The organism is Paenibacillus sp. NPDC058174 (assembly GCF_042883865.1).
Taxonomy (GTDB): domain Bacteria; phylum Bacillota; class Bacilli; order Paenibacillales; family Paenibacillaceae; genus Pristimantibacillus.
In genome coordinates this window covers 648,919-668,766 of sequence record NZ_JBHVUY010000003.1, presented here as the reverse complement: position 1 = coordinate 668,766, position 19,848 = coordinate 648,919, and the positions used below count along the sequence as shown (strand labels likewise).

Genomic DNA, 19,848 nt, shown 5'->3' with positions numbered 1-19,848 from the left:
GAATTCATTCAGGTCCCGCTTGACTTCTAAATCGAAGCCAAGGCGATGTTACTCTAGATTTTTTCAACGATTATTCTAGATAAATATGGATCCTCGTTTTGAAATGGCGATAATCCTTTACCTTTAATAGAATAAACTTCTTTGAATTTATACTCGTGTGTGAGCTGCTCGAGCAAATTCTCAGAATCTACGAATCGGCGATAATGATCATTGTAAACTTTATCTAGCATTTGATCCTCAATCGTCCGGAACTCAGCTGCTATACAATCACCTGAACGGCATACGCTAGATAATGTAGATAATAAAATGCTTTGAGTTGGCTCATTTATAGAGTGAAGCAGAAACCTCATATAAACAACCAGCCGCTTATTTAGAGCATTTGCGCGTTCTTTTATATCCTCTATGACAACGCTCAACTCTGCTGCATCGCTTATATCCACTCTTCTAAACTCCAAAGCCGTATCAGGACTTTTAAAATCTAATCCTAACTCACTGTTTACTTTAATAGATTGTTCCGAACGATCAACTCCAATTACTTCGTATCCATCCCTTGCAAAAGCAAATGTATCACGGCCGCTCCCGCAGCCTATGTCCATTATAATAGTCTCGTTACCAAACTTCTGCTTAATAAACTTACAAAAAGTAGATTCTTCTTGTATTCTAACTTTCCTATAGAATTCATTCCAATAATTAATATTCCCCTTTTCACTTAGTAATTGCTGTTCAATTTTCACCATCCTAATCGCTCCTTTTTAAGTGCAACTTGAAAAGCTTCATCTATAACATTCCATGTTCGTTCTACAGCTTGATTATCCGTATATTTAAAAAATACGGGACGTAACCGATCTCGTTCAGCCTGGTAGTACTCTGAATCTGAAAGACTTTTCAGAATCTCAGATTGCAGCTCCTCCTGCGAATAAGCTTTAGGCCCAGCAGTCCAAAAATCATAGGGCTCCAACGCTAATCCTCTTTCAAGACGATACTCTTCGATATCTGTAGGAACAAACACCGTTGGCTTGTTCATAAATAAAAAGTCATTATACACTGACGAATAATCTGTAATTAACAAATCGCCCGCCTCTAAAACCTCGTACAGATCAAGTCCATGCTGACCCAAATTATCATTATTTAAGAAAAACAAATGATCGTATTCCCTTAATTGTGTATGTTCAGCGACACTGAGCTGTTCTGCATGATGAGACTTTGATATACACACGATCTGATTTTGTTTTAAAAACTCATTAAATACCGTGTAATCAAAATCAATGATTTTTACAGAGTCCGTAAGCTGTGAGTTGCCTTCAACTCTTTGAATACTGTCGAATACATGGAATGTTGGCATATTGAAAATTATCTTTTTCCCTGATAAATCAATTCCCAGCAAACGTTCCAAATTACGCTTTGCCTTTCCATCTTTCGCAAGTAACTTATCATTTCTCGGAAGGCCGGTGATTCTATATTTATCTTCAGGAACACTATAGAATGAACTAAAGACAATCATATTCATGTGAGATGCGGTGCAGACGAAATCCACTTTTTTAAATATTTCAGGTGTGCCTCCTGAGCTCTTGTCCTTTTTATCCATGATCCCGCAAGCTTTTAACGGTATTCCTGCATGCCAAACCTCTACATTCACCGTAAATTTAGGGTTATACAAAAAAGTATTAAATCCTGATACAGTAACGTTTGCTTGTAAAGGCACCTTAACTACTTGTTCTATCGACCACACATCTTGGCCATGTATAACTTGTATATTGTACTTGTCTTGATATCCTTCCGGCACATTCTGCAACAGCGCATACACATTTGAATCAGCTGAATGATACAAATTGAAAATTATCGTATGCTCATATTCCCTGTTCCTTATACTTTGCATTAAGATTTGGTCAATATGTACAATTTGCGGGCGGCCCGCTTGATACACACAAACATCGCACTCTGTAACCCCATTCTCAGCTAACAGCTGAATTTGCTGTTTATAAAGATCATTAAACGGCACCAAAAGCCTAATAGCTTGAGTTGATTGCAGTTCTATCGCTCGTCGAATCGAAACTACATCTTTGTTCTTTGCTTTCAGTTCAAATGAAGAGCATACTCCCTCAATAGGGACATTATAACTTTCCATTTCGTTGATTACGGTTTGAACATTCAAATCTGACATATGTACAAGATACCAAGTCATACCCGAAAAAGTATCTTGAATTGTCGACATCATATATTGGTATATTGGCGACAGTCTAACCGTATCCGGAAGTTCATTTAATTCTTTCCTGGTAACCTGCTCACCGAAGGTAGATGAAATATACAGTGTGTATAACGAATTCCATTCATTTGACTCCATATTAAGCAGTCCCATACATCCCTGAACATCTCGAACAACTAAATGAGCAATAGCCAATGCTAGTTGTACCGAATTATTATTGAGATGAAATAAGAACTCTTCCTTTATAATATCGTCAATACGTACACTGCTCTCTAACACGCCCAAAAAATCATTCATATTATTGTGGATAAGCAAAGCCTCTAAATATTTCTGCTCAACATAATCTATAGGCTTCTGTTCATAAGCCTGACGAGCATATCTCAAGAACTCATGTTTATCCTTTGTATGTAAATACAATCCATAGAGCAAATCAAAAACAGGATCAGAAAACGATGTAGATAATTGATACAAGGATTGCCCAACCTTATCTAATTCCTGAACAGGATGATGCTGCAGTTGTCTATTTGCAATAAGTACGAGGGTGGCCGCCCTCTCATTCCATGAGTTATCTATTAAAAATTGTTCAACTTCACTTCTCTCACCTTTGCTATTCAAACAAAGTTCAATGGCTTGATTGAAGCTTTCAACATCTTGCGCGAGACGCACATTAATCTTATCCAGAAAAGATTCCGGCATGTACGTTGTAATAACCGGCAATCCACTAGCAATATACTCATACTGCTTAATAGAATCACATGCTATATTCATACTAGACTCGTTCGTATATGGCACTATTCCGATATCACAGTGATAGAGATAATCCTTGAGCTCAACATGCTTTTTACTTCCTAATAAGTACAGATTCGGATAGGACTTTGTAAGTTGTCCATCTAAAACCGCTCCGACAATAATAAACGAAAGATCTGGATTGCTTGAGACAATCCCATAGAATAGTTCCTCATCAAATCGTTGATACACAACACCAGTAAATATCACTCTTGGTTCTGGTATTTCAGCTAAATCGAATGGAATGATTGGTTCTTCCGCGAATAGAAAGTCTGCTTGATGTACTGCATTTTTTGACATCCAAACATTCTTTCTATTTTCTATTACAGTGCGTTGCAAATATAACGAAGTTGCTGTCGTAGTAATGGCATTTGCCTTATCCATTAATAATTGTTCATAATAATAATCTGAGCTTTTCCCCCAAAATGCATACTTTAAATCTGAATGATCGTCTACACAATCATAGATATGGTAAAATTCACCTTTTAATTTATCAATAATGTGATAGTGACTAGGCAAATAAGTAATAAGAATAGGTTCATTGCGATTAGATTGTTCATTAACAAGCAACTGGGTAAGGCTTAGAATATTTGACATTACCGGTTTGCTGTTTATATGTAACGGTTGATAAATATTTACACCATCAATTACTTTCTTATACTGTTCACTTATTTCATTTAATTTCTCTAAAGTGACACTCTCCTCGTAGCTATTAATAGCTAGAGGTGGACAAACATAATGCACCTCATGCCCCATATTACTCAATGCACGAGCAATATGATGCATCCTCTGATATTCATTGTTCCATCCGTTGGAAGACAACATAATAAACTTAAGCTTCTCTGACCCGCCTGCTGCAATAAAAATTTTCTTTAGCGTAGGATTATCTACATATAAATTCTCTAGTTCTGCTTTTAGCTGCATGTCATCCGCATTACGATATGCAATACCATAATGAATGGCTGCGTCACTATGCTGATTCAGCGCTTCTAATGCATATCCATAATTATAGTTAATATCGGAATCATTTGGATTTATCAAATGTGCCTTTTGCAAACAAGTAACCGCTGAACGGTATTCTTTAATTAACAAGCAAAGAACACCATACAAGCCCCAATACTCTGCATTATCCTCAAACTGTTTTTCGTTCTCAATTATAAGTTCATATGCGGCCTCTATTTCATTATTAGAAATTAACTTATTTATTTTTTCTAGAACCATATTCTTTCCTCCTCATGCTAGTCTGCATTTTCCCGATGATGCCTTACACGCAGTTTAAATCATTTACCTTGTTATACCTCTTTGGATACGGTATGAAAATGAAGTAATCTAGCGAGAGAAGGTGCATAGTTATACTTGGCGGCCTCCTGATAACATTCTAGCGCTTTAGAAGTTTGCCCCGTTACTTCATAGAATACGCCTAGATTATGGTAAGCAGAGAAGCTCCCTGTCCCCTTAACACTATCATATTTACTCGATTCGCCAATCGAAAGACAAGTAAGATAACAGTTTTCGATATTTGATAGTAAATGAATATATTTGTTTGTATTCTTCATTACTATTTCTAGGTAGAACAAACCTGAAGCAAAATAAAAATCTGCAAAGTCGTTAAGCTGTTCCTGTTCATCTTGAATGACTTGCAAAGTCGGCTCCAACTCGCCGCAGGCCATTCCTGCATAGATGTAATCAACGACTACATTGGGAAAGTAATTCGCAGACTTATGGCAATAGCGGTAGGCTTGATGCAAACTTTGATAAACCAAATCATGTCTCTCTAGCCCTTTATATTCTTTCGCAATCTGATAATAGTAGTAAGCATCTTGCGGTGAAGCCTCTATTTCCCGCAGCAGCATTGGAATATTTCTATCTGAGCGCGTCTGTTCATAATAACCGTCATGTTGAATATCAATAGCAAGGATCACTCTAGGTAAGGAAGATACAATTTGCTCATGTATAATGCCTTCATAACGTGCATCTCTAGGAAACAATCGCGAGATGAACGTTTGAGCATATGCATCCCCCTCCTTATCCTTAAATTTATTGATAATCTTCAATCTTCCGATTGCCAAAGCCCCATTTATGAATGACTGAATTTCCTCCCTATAATCGTCTGCAAAATATTCATCTGCATCTAACACTAGATTCCAGTCACTTGTGGCTTGTTCTAGAGCAAAATTCCTAGCCTCTGAGAAGTTGTTATTCCATTTATAATCAAAAATTTTGGCATTGTAGGCAGCTGCGATAGCCTTCGTAGCATCCGTCGAGCCGGTATCAACAATTACAATTTCATCTACTAATCCTTCAACGCTTTTCAGACATCTGTTTAGCACCGTCTCTTCATTGCGAACAATCATTACTAGTGATATTGTCTTCATAGCGGATTCCCCTCGTAGCTTCAATAATTTAATATCGACATTTGAACAAGAATTGTGTAGCTTTATGTCTTTATAATTCCCACTATGTAATATATATGTCTGTTGATGTCGATATATGTAGTATAATCGTGACGAATGTTACCACATTTACTAAAGGAGCAGCTATGAGCAATTTATTAACGGTCTGTATGATTGTAAAAGACGAGGAAGACGTTCTTGATCGTTGTCTGAACAGCATTAGCAAACTTGCTGATGAAATTATTATTATAGATACCGGCTCGACGGATCGCACAAAGGACATCGCCCGGCAATACACCGAACATGTGTATGACTTCACATGGTGCAATGACTTCTCAGCTGCCCGGAATGAGAGCTTAAAATATGCAACGTCGAAGTGGGTTCTCATATTGGATGCCGATGAATATATCGAAACAAATGATATCCCTTCAATTCGTACATTTTTAGAACTTGAGCCCCCGCTAGCCAGTACGATTTATTTAATATCTATCGTTAGCTTTCTTGGTGAATCTGCCAGGAAAGGCAGCTTGAGCGAAGCAGCGGTTAGCAGATTGCTTCCTAACCATTTTGGCATTAAGTTTCATAGACCGATACATGAACAGTTATGCTCCAAAGAAGATCTTCCTCTCATTACTAAAAAAGCAGCCATTACCGTCTACCATACCGGATACTTAAATTCCACGATGCTCAATAAAGATAAAGCACAGCGGAACAAACAAATATTCAACCTATTGAAAAGTAAATCAGGCTTTACAGCCTACGATTACTTTACCATCGGCAATGAATACTCCATGCAAAAGGATTTCAAAAAAGCGCTATATTATTATGAAAAATCCTTTAAAAAATCCAATAAAAATTCTACCTGGCATTATATATGTGTTTTCGAATTAATCAATAATTACTTAAGATTAGACAGAATCTATGACGCATGGGAGCTGCTTGAGAAGGAAAGTGTAGGAAGAAAGGAGTACCCTGATTATCATTGCATGCAAGGAGTCATTTACGAGCATTTCGGTTTGTTTGAGCTAGCGAAAGAATCCTTTAAGACTGCAATTGCTAAATCGGAAATCCTTGCCGTTCAAAACCCTGTTTTTTGGCTAGTTAGTCCTGCATTAGCTTTGGAGACACCACTCGCTAAGTTAATCACAATGGCCGTTAGAGAACATAATATCCATGATACAATTTACTACCTAACGAAAAAGTTACAAAGCGATCCTTCCGATTATGCTTCGTTAGCTCACTTATTGGAATTGCTGATGAATTACGAAGGGGAGCAAGCGGTCTTAAAATTTATAGAGATACAATTTCCTAATTCTCAACTGGAAGATTACTATCTATTATTTAAAGTATTCCTCAGTCTAGGACAGGCTGACCTGTCCGCAACCTATTATAAGTTGGTTTCAGATGAAAGTATATTTACTCCGCATGATATTCTTCGCTATCAATTGTTGTGCGGCGATAAAACAGAATTTGAGACTTATCTTAATCAAAACGAGCTTGATCTGCTTGATAAAAATATAATTCATATACTTTCTTTAGCCTATCTAATTTGGAATACCCGTATAGATCTGCCCGCTTTGCCTGATGATGAACGTTCGGAAACAATAGATCATATCCATGACATGTACCAATTTTATATGGACTTAGTTGGAGACCAGTATTCCAATGATTGGATCGAAAATAATCAAATTCGAATATTTGAGCTCATCACAGATCTATTCCAAATGGAACAATACGGTGCTTTCGACAAATATATCAATTGTTTTATTCATCCTTTTATTATTGATCAACTAGCCAACTACTTCTACTCTAAACATAAGTATGATATAGCCATCAGTTACTATAACAACTTGATTGATTCCAATGACTTATCTCTTGTCAGTTCTGTCAATTTAGCTTTGTTACATATTAATGACCAGTTATACGAAGATGCTATACCTTTCTTTCAAGATGCTATAAAAAAATCGCCTGATCCTAGACAATTGTACATTCAAATCCTCACTCTCAGTCAAGATGAAAAGATAAAATCCGAGTACCGCCAGCAGTTATTCCATCGATATCCCGGTTATCGCAAATTACCATTCTTGCAGCACCTAATCTGAAATCAACGCAAACAAACCGTCTGGACTAGCCTGACGGTTTGTTTGTAATATGAAACTTAATACGCTTGGACAGCTTATTCTTTTTTATCAAAAAAGTAGCTTTCCCCCGCGTACATCTTTTCATAGGACTGTTTTTGCAATTTGGTTTTTGCTATTTTCTCAAGTCCCTGCGCTGCTTCCTCCATTAATATTGTCATTCTTGAAGTAATGAGCGAATCATATTTATTGATCTCTACTAAAAGTGTTCGCTCATCTTCAGAAAGCGAAATAGACTGCAGCGAATTTATGACATGATCCCGGCATTCTACGAGCTCCAAAAGTTCGTCAACATCAGCCATATCAATATTTTGGGCAATTCTCATCGTTAACTCATGTAAATGATTCAATTGAGATGCCATTCTTTATACCTGGCTCTGAGAAGCCGCTGTGGCAGGCCCTTTAATCAATTGTTTCCATGCTTCTCTAAGCTCGGTCAAATGAGCCATGACCTCTTTTGCTGCTGCTTCGCTTTTCTTCATATTGGACTCAATCAATTTATGGAGTAAATACTCGTAAATTAAAGCTAGTTCTTTTGATATTGCATAATCGTAATTTAGAGCAGCAATCAGTTCATGAATAATCGCCTGGGCCTTCTTAAGACTTGTGTTAGCTACATCATATTTACGGTTGTGAATGCCCTCAATACCAGCCTTTGTAAAGCGAATAGCGCCTTCATAAAGCATAATAACTAATTGTCCGCCACTCGCTGTTTGAACGGAAGACTGTTGATAGATTTGATGCGGCGAATTAAGCACGCTGGTTCACTCCTTTAAAAAACTATAACAAACCGTTAAGTGATGAAGATTGACTATTAAATTTATTGATCGCTTTTTCCATGGCACTAAACTGCTTGTAATACTGCGTCTCGAGCTTGTTAAGACGAGCAAGTACGTTAAATTCCTTATCCCTCATACCTCTCAACTGATCACCCAGTATTGAACTCTCCAAGAAACTCTTCGAATCTGAGCTTGTCAATGAAGTACCTGCAATTTTTGATAATGAAGTCAAAGCAGTGAGAGATGCATCCATCATGTTTTTAAATACGCCATTAGAGCCGTCTGCGAACAAGTTTGTAACTTCTTGCGGTTTAGATTCTAACGCCTTGCGCAGCTTATCCTCATCAAGCACAAGCTTGCCCTTCTCACCATAGCTGCCTGTTGTGATTCCAATTTGCAATCGATCCGTACCACCCGTACTAATCCCATTAATTAATGTAGTCGCAATGGTACGCAGATCTGAGACATATTTCGATAAGGTTGAATCATTTCGCAATGTGCCGCTTCTGGCCTTGTCTTCCCATTGTTCTGCTTCTTTGTCACTCAAAGCAGCTCTCTCATCGCTTGTTAGCGGCAAGAATTTGCGATTTTTATCCTCGGACAGTTCACCATTAATTAAACCTATTAAATCATTGTATTCTTTAACGAAGGATTTTATAGTGTCTATTATTTTGCTAGTGTCCTGTACGACTGCAATTGTCGTATCGGATGCCGATTGCGCCTTTACCGTAAAATCAATACCGTTAACAAGGAATCGGTTGGAATCTTGCGTATACGTCATGCCGTTGATCGTTATCGACGCTTGTTTGCCCGGTACGCTGCTCGTTGCTGTCAGACCGGCAGTGTTCGTTATAATCAGCTTGCTAGTAGGTGCAGTGACGGCACCACCGCCTGTTTCCGTAGCAGAAATGGAGATTTGTCCCGTCTGCTCATTAAAAACGGCTGTCGCTTTGGTCTTACTGTTCGCATTAATTGCAGCTGCCAGATCCGAGCCCTTAGAAGCAGCTGCATCCAATGTGATTTGCTCCCCATTAATCGTAAATGATACGGCTCCAAGATTACCATTTCCGACTTGGTAAATCGTTCTTGCATTAGTTGCAACATCCGTAACATTTACACTTAAGGTGCCGGAGGCACTAGAGGTTGTTGAATTTACCTTTAACGCATTGGTATCACCGCTAACCTCTGTGGTTTTTGCAGCAATAGTATTCGATAGATTAAATGAAGACAGCTTATTATTTCTAAAGTCGACTATTTTAGAGCTTATCGTCCTATAATCTTCCCGTTTCCATTCGATCTGCGTTCTCTTCTTGACCATCGTATCATATGAGCTGCGTTTGGCCTTCATTAACTCTTTTACCATTGCATCAACATCAAGTCCAGACGCTAATCCTGAAAGTCTCATTTATTAGCCCCTCCTTAAACCTTCTTGTCAATCATCATTCCTGTCAGCTCGATGAGTTTAGCAGCAGCCTCTACCAATTTTTCTTCCGGAAACTGACGTATAACCTCGCCAGTTAACTTATCTTTTACCTTATAAATGACTTGTTTCGTTACATCATGAACAGAACGGTCAATTGTTGTTTCTGGTGACTGAATAGCTTTAACGATTCGTTCTAGACTTTTCTGCACGAAACTATCAGTAACTCCGCCTAAATTTTGTTCGCCTGTTACTTTGGCACTCGTATCAATCGTTTCCGATAATATTTCTTTTTTCGGTCCGATGTTCAAATTCGCTTCTGAAGTATAAGCAGCCGAAGAGTTTACAGAGGAAATATCCATCATCCTTTGTTCACCTCTACTATTATTAGTTAACTATTATATCGGAAATTATAGTCCGGTTTATTAGATATAAATCTATTTAATAAAAAAGAGAGGCGCTTGGTAAATACCAAGGCCTCTCCCTTTGTGTAAGAATTAACGAAGCAAGGACAGAACGCCTTGTGGCTGCGAGTTAGCTTGAGCCAGCATTGCTTGCGACGCTTGAAGAAGGATATTGTCCTTCGTAAGTTTAACCATTTCCGAAGCCATGTCCGTATCACGGATACGCGACTCAGAAGCAGTCAGGTTCTCAACAGTTGTGCCCAAGTTGTTGGAAGTATATTCCAGACGGTTTTGAACAGCACCCAGTTTAGCGCGCTCAGTGGAAACAGCTTCGATAGCCGTTTCAACTTGACCAAGAGTCGAAGCTGAAGTCAAAGCGTTAAAGCTAGCAACTGCGATACTTCCGATAGCGATTTTTTGAGCTGCATCATCGGATTGAATCGTTGCGCCGCCTGTGATTGCCATGCCGTTGAACTTCGTGTCTTTCATGATAGCTGTGATTTGTTTGCCCAGTTCGCCAAGCTCTACGTCGATGTTAGCTTTGTCGCCAGTTGAGTAAGTGCCAGTCGATTTTTGAACGTTAAGCTCTTTCATACGAGTCAGCATGGAGCTAACTTCGTTCATTGCGCCCTCAGCTGTTTGTACGAACGAGATTCCGTCTTGAACGTTACGTTGTGCCATTTCCAGACCACGGATTTGGCCGCGCATTTTTTCGGAAACTGCAAGACCTGCAGCATCGTCAGCAGCACGGTTGATGCGAAGACCCGAAGACAGTTTCTCCATGGATTTACCAGCCGCAGCATTGTTAAGGCCCATGTTGCGGTGAGTGTTCAAAGCTGTGATGTTGTGATTAATACGCATTTGAAATTTCCTCCCTGAAATTGGTTTTATGCCACATCCTTGTGGCAGGTCAAGTTGATAGTTTGCACTATTTCCTTGTCTCTTTATATATCGGCAATTATTTCAATTTGTTTATAGCTTATTTATGCTTTTTAATGTTTTTTAATTGATTTTTCAATAAATCGCCATCAATGGCGGATTGCTCTGCCGCCCGGTTCATCTCTTCGACAGCCGCATACAGCTCTTTTCGAAGAATAGGTACGTCTTTGGGAGCTTTAATCCCAATCTTTACGACATCCCCCTGAACTTCCAATATGCTAATCTCAATATCTTCTCCAATAAGCAGCGACTCACCCTTTTTCCTTGCTAATACGAGCATTTACTTTCCTCCTTCTTCACTAAGGCTATTTAAGAATAGAGGATGCTTAATCGAGTAATTGCCTTCTGATAAAATATACTGGACGCCATTGCGTTCTGCTGTATTAATAATAATCGGGGCAATCAGATTCATTGTAGCCGTGTCCAATAGACCGCTAATTGTGACAATGTTATATACTTTAATATGACTTTCATCTTGCAGTTGCAATTCTGTTTTCAAATGCTGTGGAAGCTCAAACTCATAGGCTTCATGAAAATCAAATGGGGAAGCAACAATAAACGTTAAATCCTCATCTTCAACAGATTGCATGAAAACAAACGGGCTATCCTCGATATCGGCTAATATGTAGTTTTTGTTATCCTTAAAACCTGGTATCCCATTAGCAAAATGAATAATACTAGATTCTTCATATTCAAAGGCTCCAAAACGAGTAGATTCAATTATCATGCTCTTCACACACCCCATTATGTTCATTAACAAAAAAAGCCATAGCATCGTTACCCGATTCTACAGCTTTGCAATGATTATCTCACCCTTATATAGTCAAGTCAATTTCGGGCGGCGTAATCTTAACCGAAGCATATTGCTCCATATACACATTGAATTTTCCTCTTTGATACTGAATATCCAGCGGGCTATAGTCCGGAGTTGTAGTCACTCCCCCTACCTGGACATTCACTTCTGGCTTTGAAATGATTGCATCGAATTTAACATTACGCGGAGAAGCATGTCCGTATACATTAAGCGGAATCATATCTTGCGACATCTTCTGCCGCGCTAAATCCGCCACGGGATTGCCTCCTGCAGTAATATCCCCGATACGATCGTATTCTTGTGTTTTGTTCTCGACATATCTCGCTGCATATTGCCCGTATGAATTGTAAATCCGATCCCAAAACGCTTCCGCTTTCCCGCCTGTTAGAGCGTTCCAGGTATCTGTCTGGTCGATGATCAGAACAGGGCGTTCGGTTTTAATATCAATAACCGTAGGTTCTGTTTTGATATTAAGATTAACTTTACCTTGCCTCATTTGATATTGCCCGAGCTCCGATTGTATACCAATTCTAGCCGGAGTAGATTGAATTTGAATCTGTGGCAATATCATAACATTAGCTCAAGAAGTCGACTAATGATTTGCTTACAATCTTTGCACCAACCGATAGTGAGGCCTGATAAATATTTTCATTGATTTGAGCTTGAATCAGCAGCTTCTCATAGTCCGCGTCTTCTGTCTTTGACTGCATGTCCGTTAAATTAATCTCCATATCAGCCAAGCGGTTTTGAATAAGCTCCACACGGTTCACGCGTGCACCAATTTCTGCTCTTACATTAATGATACGGTCCATGCCCGCTTCGATATTAGGCAGCTCTGCTGAAACCGCAGCATAATTGCCTGTATTTAGTCCGTTCATGACACGATCCAGCACCGAGAAAATATTGTTTCCCGTGCCCGCCGGATCAGCAGCACCAAATAGTTGTTCACCGGAGAAATTAATATCAATCGTCATATTGACGCCTAATGCGTAATTAACGATTCCCTTATCCGTCTCAGTTTGTTTGGGATCGAAACCGGCAACTGTTTTATCATAAGGTGCTTCACTAAAATTTTCACCATTAAATACGTACTTTCCATTAAATTGACTGTTGCCGATATCAATCAACTGATTTTTGATTTGCTCAAGCTCATTCTTTATACTGTCCAAGGCCAGCTGAGGATTGGTACCCGTCGCAGCGTTGGTAACCAATTCCTTAACCCGAAGCAATACATCCCCCACTTGTTCGGCTGCCGTATCGTTAAAATCCAACCAGGATAACGCCGCATCAACATTTTTCTGATATTGTGTATTCCCTGCAATCTCAGAACGGTAACGCAGCGAGTAGGTCATTCCAACCGGGTCGTCTGATGGTTTGTTAAGTTTCCGCCCTGTCGTTGTTTGCTGCTGGAGCTGCTCCATCTGTAACATGTTCCGGTTCAAGTTTCTCGTAAGCTGCAAGTGCATATTGCTCTGCGTAACACGAAGTGCCACATTAATACCCCCTCAAAGTATCCGATTCTTAGCGTCCTACAACGCCTGTACCGTTAATAAGCTTCTCTAGCAATTGGTCAAATGTCGTCATAAAACGTGCAGCAGCGCTATATGCGTACTGGTATTTAATTAAATCAGACATTTCTTCGTCCAGCGAAACGCCGCTGACCGACTGGCGGTTGCTTTCCACCTGATCCAACTGGGCTTGCGTGTTCGTATAAAGTCTGGACGCTTCTTTGCTTTTTACGCCAAGCGTACCCACAGTGGCCCCATAAAAATCGTTGACAGTAGCATTAGTAACACTTCCGCCGCTAGCCGTCTCATCAAACGCGAATTTAACGTCCTTCAGTCCGGCCATTAATAATGCCAAGCCATTGTTGCCTTTAATCGGAGTTACAGCCCCGCCGCCATCAACAGCAGCACGAATAGATGTTGCAATTTTATTTGAATCGTCAGCAATCGTCGGGTTCAATTGAATACTAGCGGCTGTAATGCCATTCGCTCCGCTTTTGAATGTAAAGAAGTCTTCCCCTGCGGTGCCGTCTAATGAATAGCCTAGTTTATGAAGACCATTAATACCTCTGACCGTAACAATTTGATCTGCCGTCGTTTCAATCGTCGTCCCCGGAAGCATCGAGCCTTTCGGAATCGTTACTTGAAACTCGCCGTTGGCAAGTGTATTCGCCAGTGTATCTAAGCTTTTAGCGAAACCAGCAACGTTTACATCCCGCGAGACGATCATCCCGTGAACCTCACCGCCAGTCAACGCCCCGGTTGCAAATGCGGTTTCCAAAGCTCCGGAGGTTAATGGTGTGATGTCTCCGCCGTCTACCAGATTCACGTTCCCCATTGTAATGGAATATCCGGTAGCCCCTTCAACGACATTAATATTCACGATTTTGGACAGCTTGTCCGTCATCAGATCCCGCTGATCACGCAAATCATTGGCATTGTCGCCGATTGATTCAATTTTTCTAATCTCATCATTCAATGAGGATATGGTTTGCAGAAGTGAATTGGCCTCTGACGCCTTATTTTCAATGTTCGTTGTCAGGTCAGAGCTCATTTGAGACAGCTGGCGGCTCAGCTCATTAAACGTATCCGTCAGAGCTTTGGAAGTTTCCTTCAAAATTTCCCGGCCGGTCACATTCTCAGGGTCCTTGCTTAAATCAGACCAAGCGTTCCAGAAGTTTTCCAGCACCGTTCTAATTCCTGCATCGGATGGTTCATTCACGATCTGCTCCAGCTTGCTCAGCGTGTCCGTCTGAATCGATAAACTGCCGACACCTTGATTTTGCTCACGGTACTGCGTATCGAGAAAGGAATTGCGGATTCGTGTAATGGATGTATATTCTACGCCAGTGCCGAGCTGACCTGGTGCTGTCGAGCGCTGCAAGCCATAGGCTTCGATAGGTCTGGATGCCACCATATTTACTTTTTGTCTTGAAAATCCTTCAGTATTGGCGTTTGCGATATTATGGCCTACTGTATTAAGTGCGGCCTGCTGTGTGAAAAGCGTCCGCTTAGCGGTCTCTATTGAATGGAAAGTCGATCTCATCGTAAATCCTCCTTCTTAGCCTCGGGAATCGAACAATCCGCTGCGCTTGTAATTTCCAATCTGGTTCATCGGATGCTGGTAAACAACATCCTCACTTGGATCCTCTACCATCAGATCTATCGAAAAATCAATAAACGCAATCGATTGCTGAATCAGCTGCTGGTTCAGCTCATTGATTTGCTGCAGCTCTTTCAGAATGTCGGTTAGCTGCTCATGCAGCTGCATAAGCTTCTGCTTCGGTTCCAGCTCACTAACCGATTTAATAACTTCTGACAACAAGGAGACTCGGTAACGAAAGCCGATATCTTTGAAATAGCGCAGTGTAATCAAGCTGCGGTTGCTTTCCAATTCCTCAGCTTGAGCGACCAAAAGCTTCTCCTTCTGAGTCACCACATTAAGCTGAAGAAAATCATTGCTCATAATCAATGGTTTTTTGGATTTCTCGATTTCCAGCAAGGTGCCGTACAAGGCAAGCTGCGCTTGGAGGATTTCAATAATAGGCTGTACAGACATAGTCAGCTGCATCCTTCCTTATTTGCCGGGATCGTTTTTGAAATAGGCCATTAGCTTCTCGGCGATTTTACCCGCCTCGACATGATAGGTACCGGACGAAACCTCTTGTTTCAGTTGCTCGATCTGCTTGGACCGCTCCGTGCTTTGTGCTTGGCTGGAAGAAAGCATCTCCTTCGCTTCCGCTGAAATTTGAACATTGTCCTTCTGACGCTTCTGGCTCGTGCCTGCCGCACGGGATTCATTTTGCTTCAAGTAATTGTTCAAAGCGCCAATGCGCTGGGGCTCATTTATTTTCAAATTGTTCACCTCATCTTTTCAATGCATCAAAAAAGCCGATAACTCTTTACAAGTATTATCGGCTTGAAGGAAATGAAATTTTATAGAACATTTGTAGAATGCCATTATTTACTGGTTTTACTGATCTTTTATCCGGTAAGCGCTATGCGCGCCCGTAGGTTTTTCCTCGTCTGGTTTGCTCGCAAAAGTGGATTTCAGCTTGTTTGCATCCTTCTGCAAGCGTGTCCGGCAGTTGTCGCAAATATGATTCTCCCGAATAAGCGTACCGCAAACCTCGCAAGGATAGGACATATTAGGCGCATTTACAAGAGAAATTCTGCCCTCGCGGACAAACTTTGTAATTTGCCGGATCGAAACTCCTGTCGCATCGGACAGCTCTGTAATGATAGCACCTTTGTTTTCCCTTAGGTAAGTCGTGCACAGCTCATATTCTTTATCAATATCTTTCATGCATGCCGGGCATACATCACGGAAGTTTTTAGCGAAGAGCTTGCCGCAGCGAGGACAATTGTCTAAATTCATCATAAACATCCCCCAATTCCATCTGTTAACGATTAATTATCCTCTATTCTAGCGGATTGTGACAATGATTTCACTATTAATCTTGCAAGTGCCGGAACCGATTAGGAGCGGGCCCAGGTTAAAGCATAAATATCAAGAGGAAAGGGGGCATTGCGATGAATCGATTCTGAGCAAGACTGAATGGTGCTTCCGGTCGTATAGATGTCGTCGATGAGAAGGATTTGCCGGTTACGACGGCGCTGGCGAGCCTCAGAGATGTTACCGGATTGAAGAGATGCTGTTCGTTCGCCAGCTGACGGCTCTGCGGCTAGTTGAGACAAATGGGCAAGCCCCTCCGGCAAAGCCCGAAAAAGACGCTGCGTGTTGCGCATTCTCTCGGAACGGGATTGAAAGCTTTGCTTTTCGCTGTGCCGATCACGGTATAGCAAATTGACAAGGGGGATTTGGAATTGACGGGCGATTCGCTCCGCAAACCGCTCGGCTTGATTAAAGCCCCGCTCCTCCGCGCGTTCAGAACTGACTGGGACGTACGTGACGGCATCCCAGCGGAATTCATCCATTGATGCTGTACTGCTCTTTGGTGAATTGTGAAGAGATGGATGTTGAAGAGCAATGCGGGCCGCAGCAAGCTTAGTCACAGCGTGATACGCCGGTACCATCATTTCAGCTAATAGCGGCTCCAACTGCTCATTCCCCCGGTATTTGTACTGGGCCAGCCATTCTCTCATTTCACTCGTATAGTGAACCGCACTTCGATTCGCAACAAAATAGGCATTCGTTCGTCTGGCGCAATCGCCGCAAATAATGCCTCGTCCACAAATCCGGCACTTCGGGCGGAGCAGCCATGGAATATCGTTCAGGCAGTTATGGCAGACGGAGCGGATAAACGATTTGGGCAATTCGGAGGGCAAGCCGTTGCGAGATGAAGAACTGCCCTCGCGGATCATTTGTCCGCAAAATGTACAGGATACAGCATTCGGGCCAAGCCATTGAATCGAACGGTCAAAGCCCGCGTAAGAGCGTTGCAAAAAATGGAGAAGCCACTTCATCGACAATAGCTACATCTCCCTTATTGTTCTAAATAGCCGTTGGCACGGGCGATTCGATTCATTTTCTGAATGTGCCGCACAGCAGCAACTTGCGAACGTGTCCGTTCCTTGCCGCCAAAAAAGACAAAGCCGTTCGGATCGTCAGCCGAGCGTCCCGCTCGGCCTGCCATCTGAACGAGCGAAGCCTCATCGAATAATCTGCCGTCCGCATCCAATATGTACACATCGCTGCGGGGAATCGTTACGCCCCGTTCTAAAATCGTTGTCGTAACAAGTACGCGCAGCTCCTTGTTGCGAAAACGTATAATTTTGTCGGCCCGCTGCGGATCTTTGGAGGAGGTTCCTCCGATGGCCGGCTGTTTTAATACACTGCGTAGGAGCGCCGCCATCGGTTCCGTCTGCTCAATGCGCTGGACGAAAACAAACAGCTGTGCGCCCCGCTGCAGCGATTTCATCATAGCTGCCTGAAGAGCCGCAGTTAGCCTTTTCGTCACAAGCATTTGTCTGACGGTTGGCGTTCGAAGCAGCCGGGGAACAGGCAGCGGCTGCCGATGATAACGTGCCGGCACCCGGGCGTGGGGCAAGCGCCCCCTTCTCGCTTGTCTTTGAAGCTCCATCGGCGGCGTGGCGGAAAGCAGCATTCGTACCGCCACCGGAGAACAGCAGCGTTCCGCCGCATAGTGGAGAACGGGATCATTGACATAAGGAAAAGCATCTAATTCGTCGATGATGACGAGATTAAAGCTCTGATGAAACCGCATCAGCTGATGGGTCGTAGCCAGCGTAATCTCACCCCGCTCCCAGCGCTGCTCGCTGCCGCCGTATAAAGTGACCACCTTAGCCTCGGGAAAAGCCTTTCGAATTCGCGGATCCAGTTCCAGCACGACATCCCTTCGGGGAGTAGCGATTAGCACTTGTCCGCCAAGCCTCGTTACGGAATCAACAAGCGGAAAGATCATTTCCGTTTTGCCTGCTCCTGTAACCGCCCATAGGAGAAAGCTTGGCGGAGGCAATTCGCTTTGGCGCGCATTCGCTGAAGCGGAATGAAGGGTGGATTTGACGAAGCGAAGCGCTGTTTTGGTGGCAGCCGCTTGGGCCGGGCTGAGCCCCCACCGGGCGAAAGCTGATTCGGGCTGCGGCGGCGCAAGCGCAGCGCCGCCAAGGAGCGAGGGCATGCCGAGGATCAGCAGCTCGCATTCGCGGCTGCGTCCCATTCCGAGGCATGCGGAGCAGTAGGCGCACATGCGCCCGCACGATGCGCAGCGCGTGCGGTGCATGTGCGCTTCACCGCTGCCGCAGCGCAGGCAGCGGGTTTGGCTCTTGCGGCGCTGGCGAAGCCGCCCGCCGCCCCCGGCGGCGACAGCGCCGCTGAGGCGCAGCCAGCCATGCAGCTGCGCCAACTGCAGAGCGCCGCCAATATCGGCGGCGGCGCCTTCCAACAGGGCGTGCGCTTCGCCGCGAAGCAGCGCACGGCCCTGCAAGGCACTGGCGGCCCGCTTCGCGGCGGCCGCCAGCTCCTGCCACCACGCGCCGCTATCCGCGCGCTCTGTCGAAACAACCCCGCTTCGCCGCCCTGCCTCGGCTCGCGTCCACCGCTCCATCCGGGCGCGCAGGCTTCCGCCTCCTTGCTGCTGCGCTCCCGGATGATCGCCATGCGCCTCGTGCTTCGCTTGCTCGACACAAGCCGCAAGTCGCTTCATCACCGCGGCCTCCTCTCCGCTTATTTCCTTACTCTCCAAGCTCTCACCTTCCCTTTCCTTGTTGTTTCTATTCAGCTTTATGTCTCCATCTCTTGCATTCTTCCTCTTTCCATCCCTGTCATGTCTATTTACATCCTTCGTCTCCACATCCTCGCTATGTCTGTTTATGCCTGTCATCTCTCCATCCCTGTAATGTCCGTGCGACTCTCCCGTTCTCGATTCCCTTTTTTCGCACAATCCCTTCATTCCCGCCTCGCTAAATCCATCCTCCTCCCTCTTTTGTCCCTGCGTATACAAGCTCTTTCTACCCTCCCGGAATCCCCTGCGCTCCCCGGCTCCCTGCCTTCCCACCCCCCCTATTCTCTGCATCACCGGTATCTTCGCCAATACTTTCAACAACGCACCGCTGCTTTTCCACTCGCCTCTCTCCTGCTCATCATCCCACAATTGCTTACAGCGCCATGCATCCCCAAGCGGAAGCAGTTCCTTCCACAGAACTATCATTTCTGCCAAGCGGCCTTCTTCCCTCAAATCTAGCGCTTCATTCCTATACCTTCCTTCATATTTTCCATAGTCTGCATTGCCTTCAAAACCCTTACCGCTGTTTTTGATACCCCCATCGTAATACTGCCCAAACCAAAATAAACGATCAACATCTGCCGCTATCGTCACATTAGAAAACCACTTTCCGCCAATTTTCACCACATACACTTGCGCCTTCATTTCACGCCCCCTATCGTCCCTTGTTTGCTAACCAATAAAAAAAGCACACCTCAACGACGCATCAAGCGTCGTCGGGTGTGCTTCACTCCGAGTTTCGAAATATTTTAGTTGCTCCAA

The 19,848-nt window shown here is 43.1% G+C and carries 19 protein-coding genes; 1 reads left to right on the top strand and 18 read right to left on the bottom strand.

Annotated elements, in window-relative coordinates; translation table 11 throughout:
• Window positions 1-53: 53 nt before the first annotated feature.
• The 3 genes from ACFVVF_RS19035 to ACFVVF_RS19025 form a co-directional block, all read right to left on the bottom strand.
• Window positions 54-737 (bottom strand): class I SAM-dependent methyltransferase, encoded by a 684-nt coding sequence (locus ACFVVF_RS19035; RefSeq protein WP_387812985.1) that lies wholly within the window; start codon window positions 735-737, stop codon window positions 54-56.
• Complete coding sequence (locus tag ACFVVF_RS19030; RefSeq protein WP_387812982.1) at window positions 731-4,210, bottom strand: CDP-glycerol glycerophosphotransferase family protein; 3,480 nt, start codon at window positions 4,208-4,210, stop codon at window positions 731-733. The genes ACFVVF_RS19035 and ACFVVF_RS19030 overlap by 7 nt, the downstream gene beginning before the upstream one ends.
• A 71-nt stretch (window positions 4,211-4,281) precedes the next feature.
• The gene (locus tag ACFVVF_RS19025) at window positions 4,282-5,364 is read right to left on the bottom strand and encodes a glycosyltransferase family 2 protein (protein WP_387812979.1); all 1,083 of its coding nucleotides are present in this window, start codon (window positions 5,362-5,364) and stop codon (window positions 4,282-4,284) included.
• Window positions 5,365-5,528: 164 nt separating this feature from the next.
• Between ACFVVF_RS19025 and ACFVVF_RS19020 the strand changes: the two genes are divergently transcribed.
• Window positions 5,529-7,484, top strand: a complete 1,956-nt coding sequence (locus tag ACFVVF_RS19020) for a tetratricopeptide repeat-containing glycosyltransferase family 2 protein (protein ID WP_387812976.1) — start codon at window positions 5,529-5,531, stop codon at window positions 7,482-7,484.
• A gap of 74 nt (window positions 7,485-7,558) precedes the next feature.
• On the opposite strand, the gene fliT is transcribed toward ACFVVF_RS19020, so the two are convergent.
• The 15 genes from fliT to ACFVVF_RS18945 form a co-directional block, all read right to left on the bottom strand.
• Window positions 7,559-7,882 (bottom strand): flagellar protein FliT, encoded by a 324-nt coding sequence (gene fliT, locus ACFVVF_RS19015; protein WP_387812974.1) that lies wholly within the window; start codon window positions 7,880-7,882, stop codon window positions 7,559-7,561.
• A 3-nt stretch (window positions 7,883-7,885) separates the two neighbouring features.
• The gene (gene fliS / locus ACFVVF_RS19010) at window positions 7,886-8,278 is read right to left on the bottom strand and encodes a flagellar export chaperone FliS (RefSeq protein WP_387812971.1); all 393 of its coding nucleotides are present in this window, start codon (window positions 8,276-8,278) and stop codon (window positions 7,886-7,888) included.
• A 22-nt stretch (window positions 8,279-8,300) separates the two neighbouring features.
• Window positions 8,301-9,704 (bottom strand): flagellar filament capping protein FliD, encoded by a 1,404-nt coding sequence (gene fliD / locus ACFVVF_RS19005; protein ID WP_387812968.1) that lies wholly within the window; start codon window positions 9,702-9,704, stop codon window positions 8,301-8,303.
• A 14-nt stretch (window positions 9,705-9,718) separates the two neighbouring features.
• Entirely contained in the window at window positions 9,719-10,084 is a 366-nt protein-coding gene (locus ACFVVF_RS19000) for a flagellar protein FlaG (protein WP_387812966.1), read from the bottom strand.
• Window positions 10,085-10,216: 132 nt separating this feature from the next.
• The gene (locus tag ACFVVF_RS18995) at window positions 10,217-10,984 is read right to left on the bottom strand and encodes a flagellin N-terminal helical domain-containing protein (RefSeq protein ID WP_387812963.1); all 768 of its coding nucleotides are present in this window, start codon (window positions 10,982-10,984) and stop codon (window positions 10,217-10,219) included.
• Between the two features lie 118 nt (window positions 10,985-11,102).
• A complete protein-coding gene (csrA, locus tag ACFVVF_RS18990; RefSeq protein ID WP_387812961.1) occupies window positions 11,103-11,342 on the bottom strand; it encodes a carbon storage regulator CsrA in 240 nt (79 codons plus the stop codon).
• The gene (fliW, locus tag ACFVVF_RS18985; protein WP_387812958.1) at window positions 11,343-11,789 is read right to left on the bottom strand and encodes a flagellar assembly protein FliW; all 447 of its coding nucleotides are present in this window, start codon (window positions 11,787-11,789) and stop codon (window positions 11,343-11,345) included. It lies immediately after the preceding gene.
• Window positions 11,790-11,877: 88 nt separating this feature from the next.
• Entirely contained in the window at window positions 11,878-12,441 is a 564-nt protein-coding gene (locus tag ACFVVF_RS18980) for a DUF6470 family protein (RefSeq protein WP_387812956.1), read from the bottom strand.
• A gap of 10 nt (window positions 12,442-12,451) precedes the next feature.
• Complete coding sequence (gene flgL / locus ACFVVF_RS18975) at window positions 12,452-13,369, bottom strand: flagellar hook-associated protein FlgL (protein WP_387812953.1); 918 nt, start codon at window positions 13,367-13,369, stop codon at window positions 12,452-12,454.
• Between the two features lie 28 nt (window positions 13,370-13,397).
• On the bottom strand, window positions 13,398-14,927 hold the full coding sequence (flgK, locus tag ACFVVF_RS18970) for a flagellar hook-associated protein FlgK (protein ID WP_387812950.1): 1,530 nt from the start codon (window positions 14,925-14,927) through the stop codon (window positions 13,398-13,400).
• Between the two features lie 15 nt (window positions 14,928-14,942).
• The gene (locus ACFVVF_RS18965; protein WP_387812947.1) at window positions 14,943-15,440 is read right to left on the bottom strand and encodes a flagellar protein FlgN; all 498 of its coding nucleotides are present in this window, start codon (window positions 15,438-15,440) and stop codon (window positions 14,943-14,945) included.
• A gap of 18 nt (window positions 15,441-15,458) precedes the next feature.
• Entirely contained in the window at window positions 15,459-15,737 is a 279-nt protein-coding gene (gene flgM / locus ACFVVF_RS18960) for a flagellar biosynthesis anti-sigma factor FlgM (protein WP_387812945.1), read from the bottom strand.
• Window positions 15,738-15,854: 117 nt separating this feature from the next.
• On the bottom strand, window positions 15,855-16,259 hold the full coding sequence (locus ACFVVF_RS18955; protein WP_387813172.1) for a TIGR03826 family flagellar region protein: 405 nt from the start codon (window positions 16,257-16,259) through the stop codon (window positions 15,855-15,857).
• A gap of 101 nt (window positions 16,260-16,360) precedes the next feature.
• Window positions 16,361-17,314: a ComFC family protein gene (locus ACFVVF_RS18950; RefSeq protein ID WP_387812942.1), complete on the bottom strand. Its 954-nt coding sequence runs from the start codon at window positions 17,312-17,314 to the stop codon at window positions 16,361-16,363.
• A gap of 14 nt (window positions 17,315-17,328) precedes the next feature.
• Entirely contained in the window at window positions 17,329-19,731 is a 2,403-nt protein-coding gene (locus ACFVVF_RS18945; protein WP_387812939.1) for an ATP-dependent helicase ComFA, read from the bottom strand.
• Window positions 19,732-19,848: the final 117 nt, after the last annotated feature.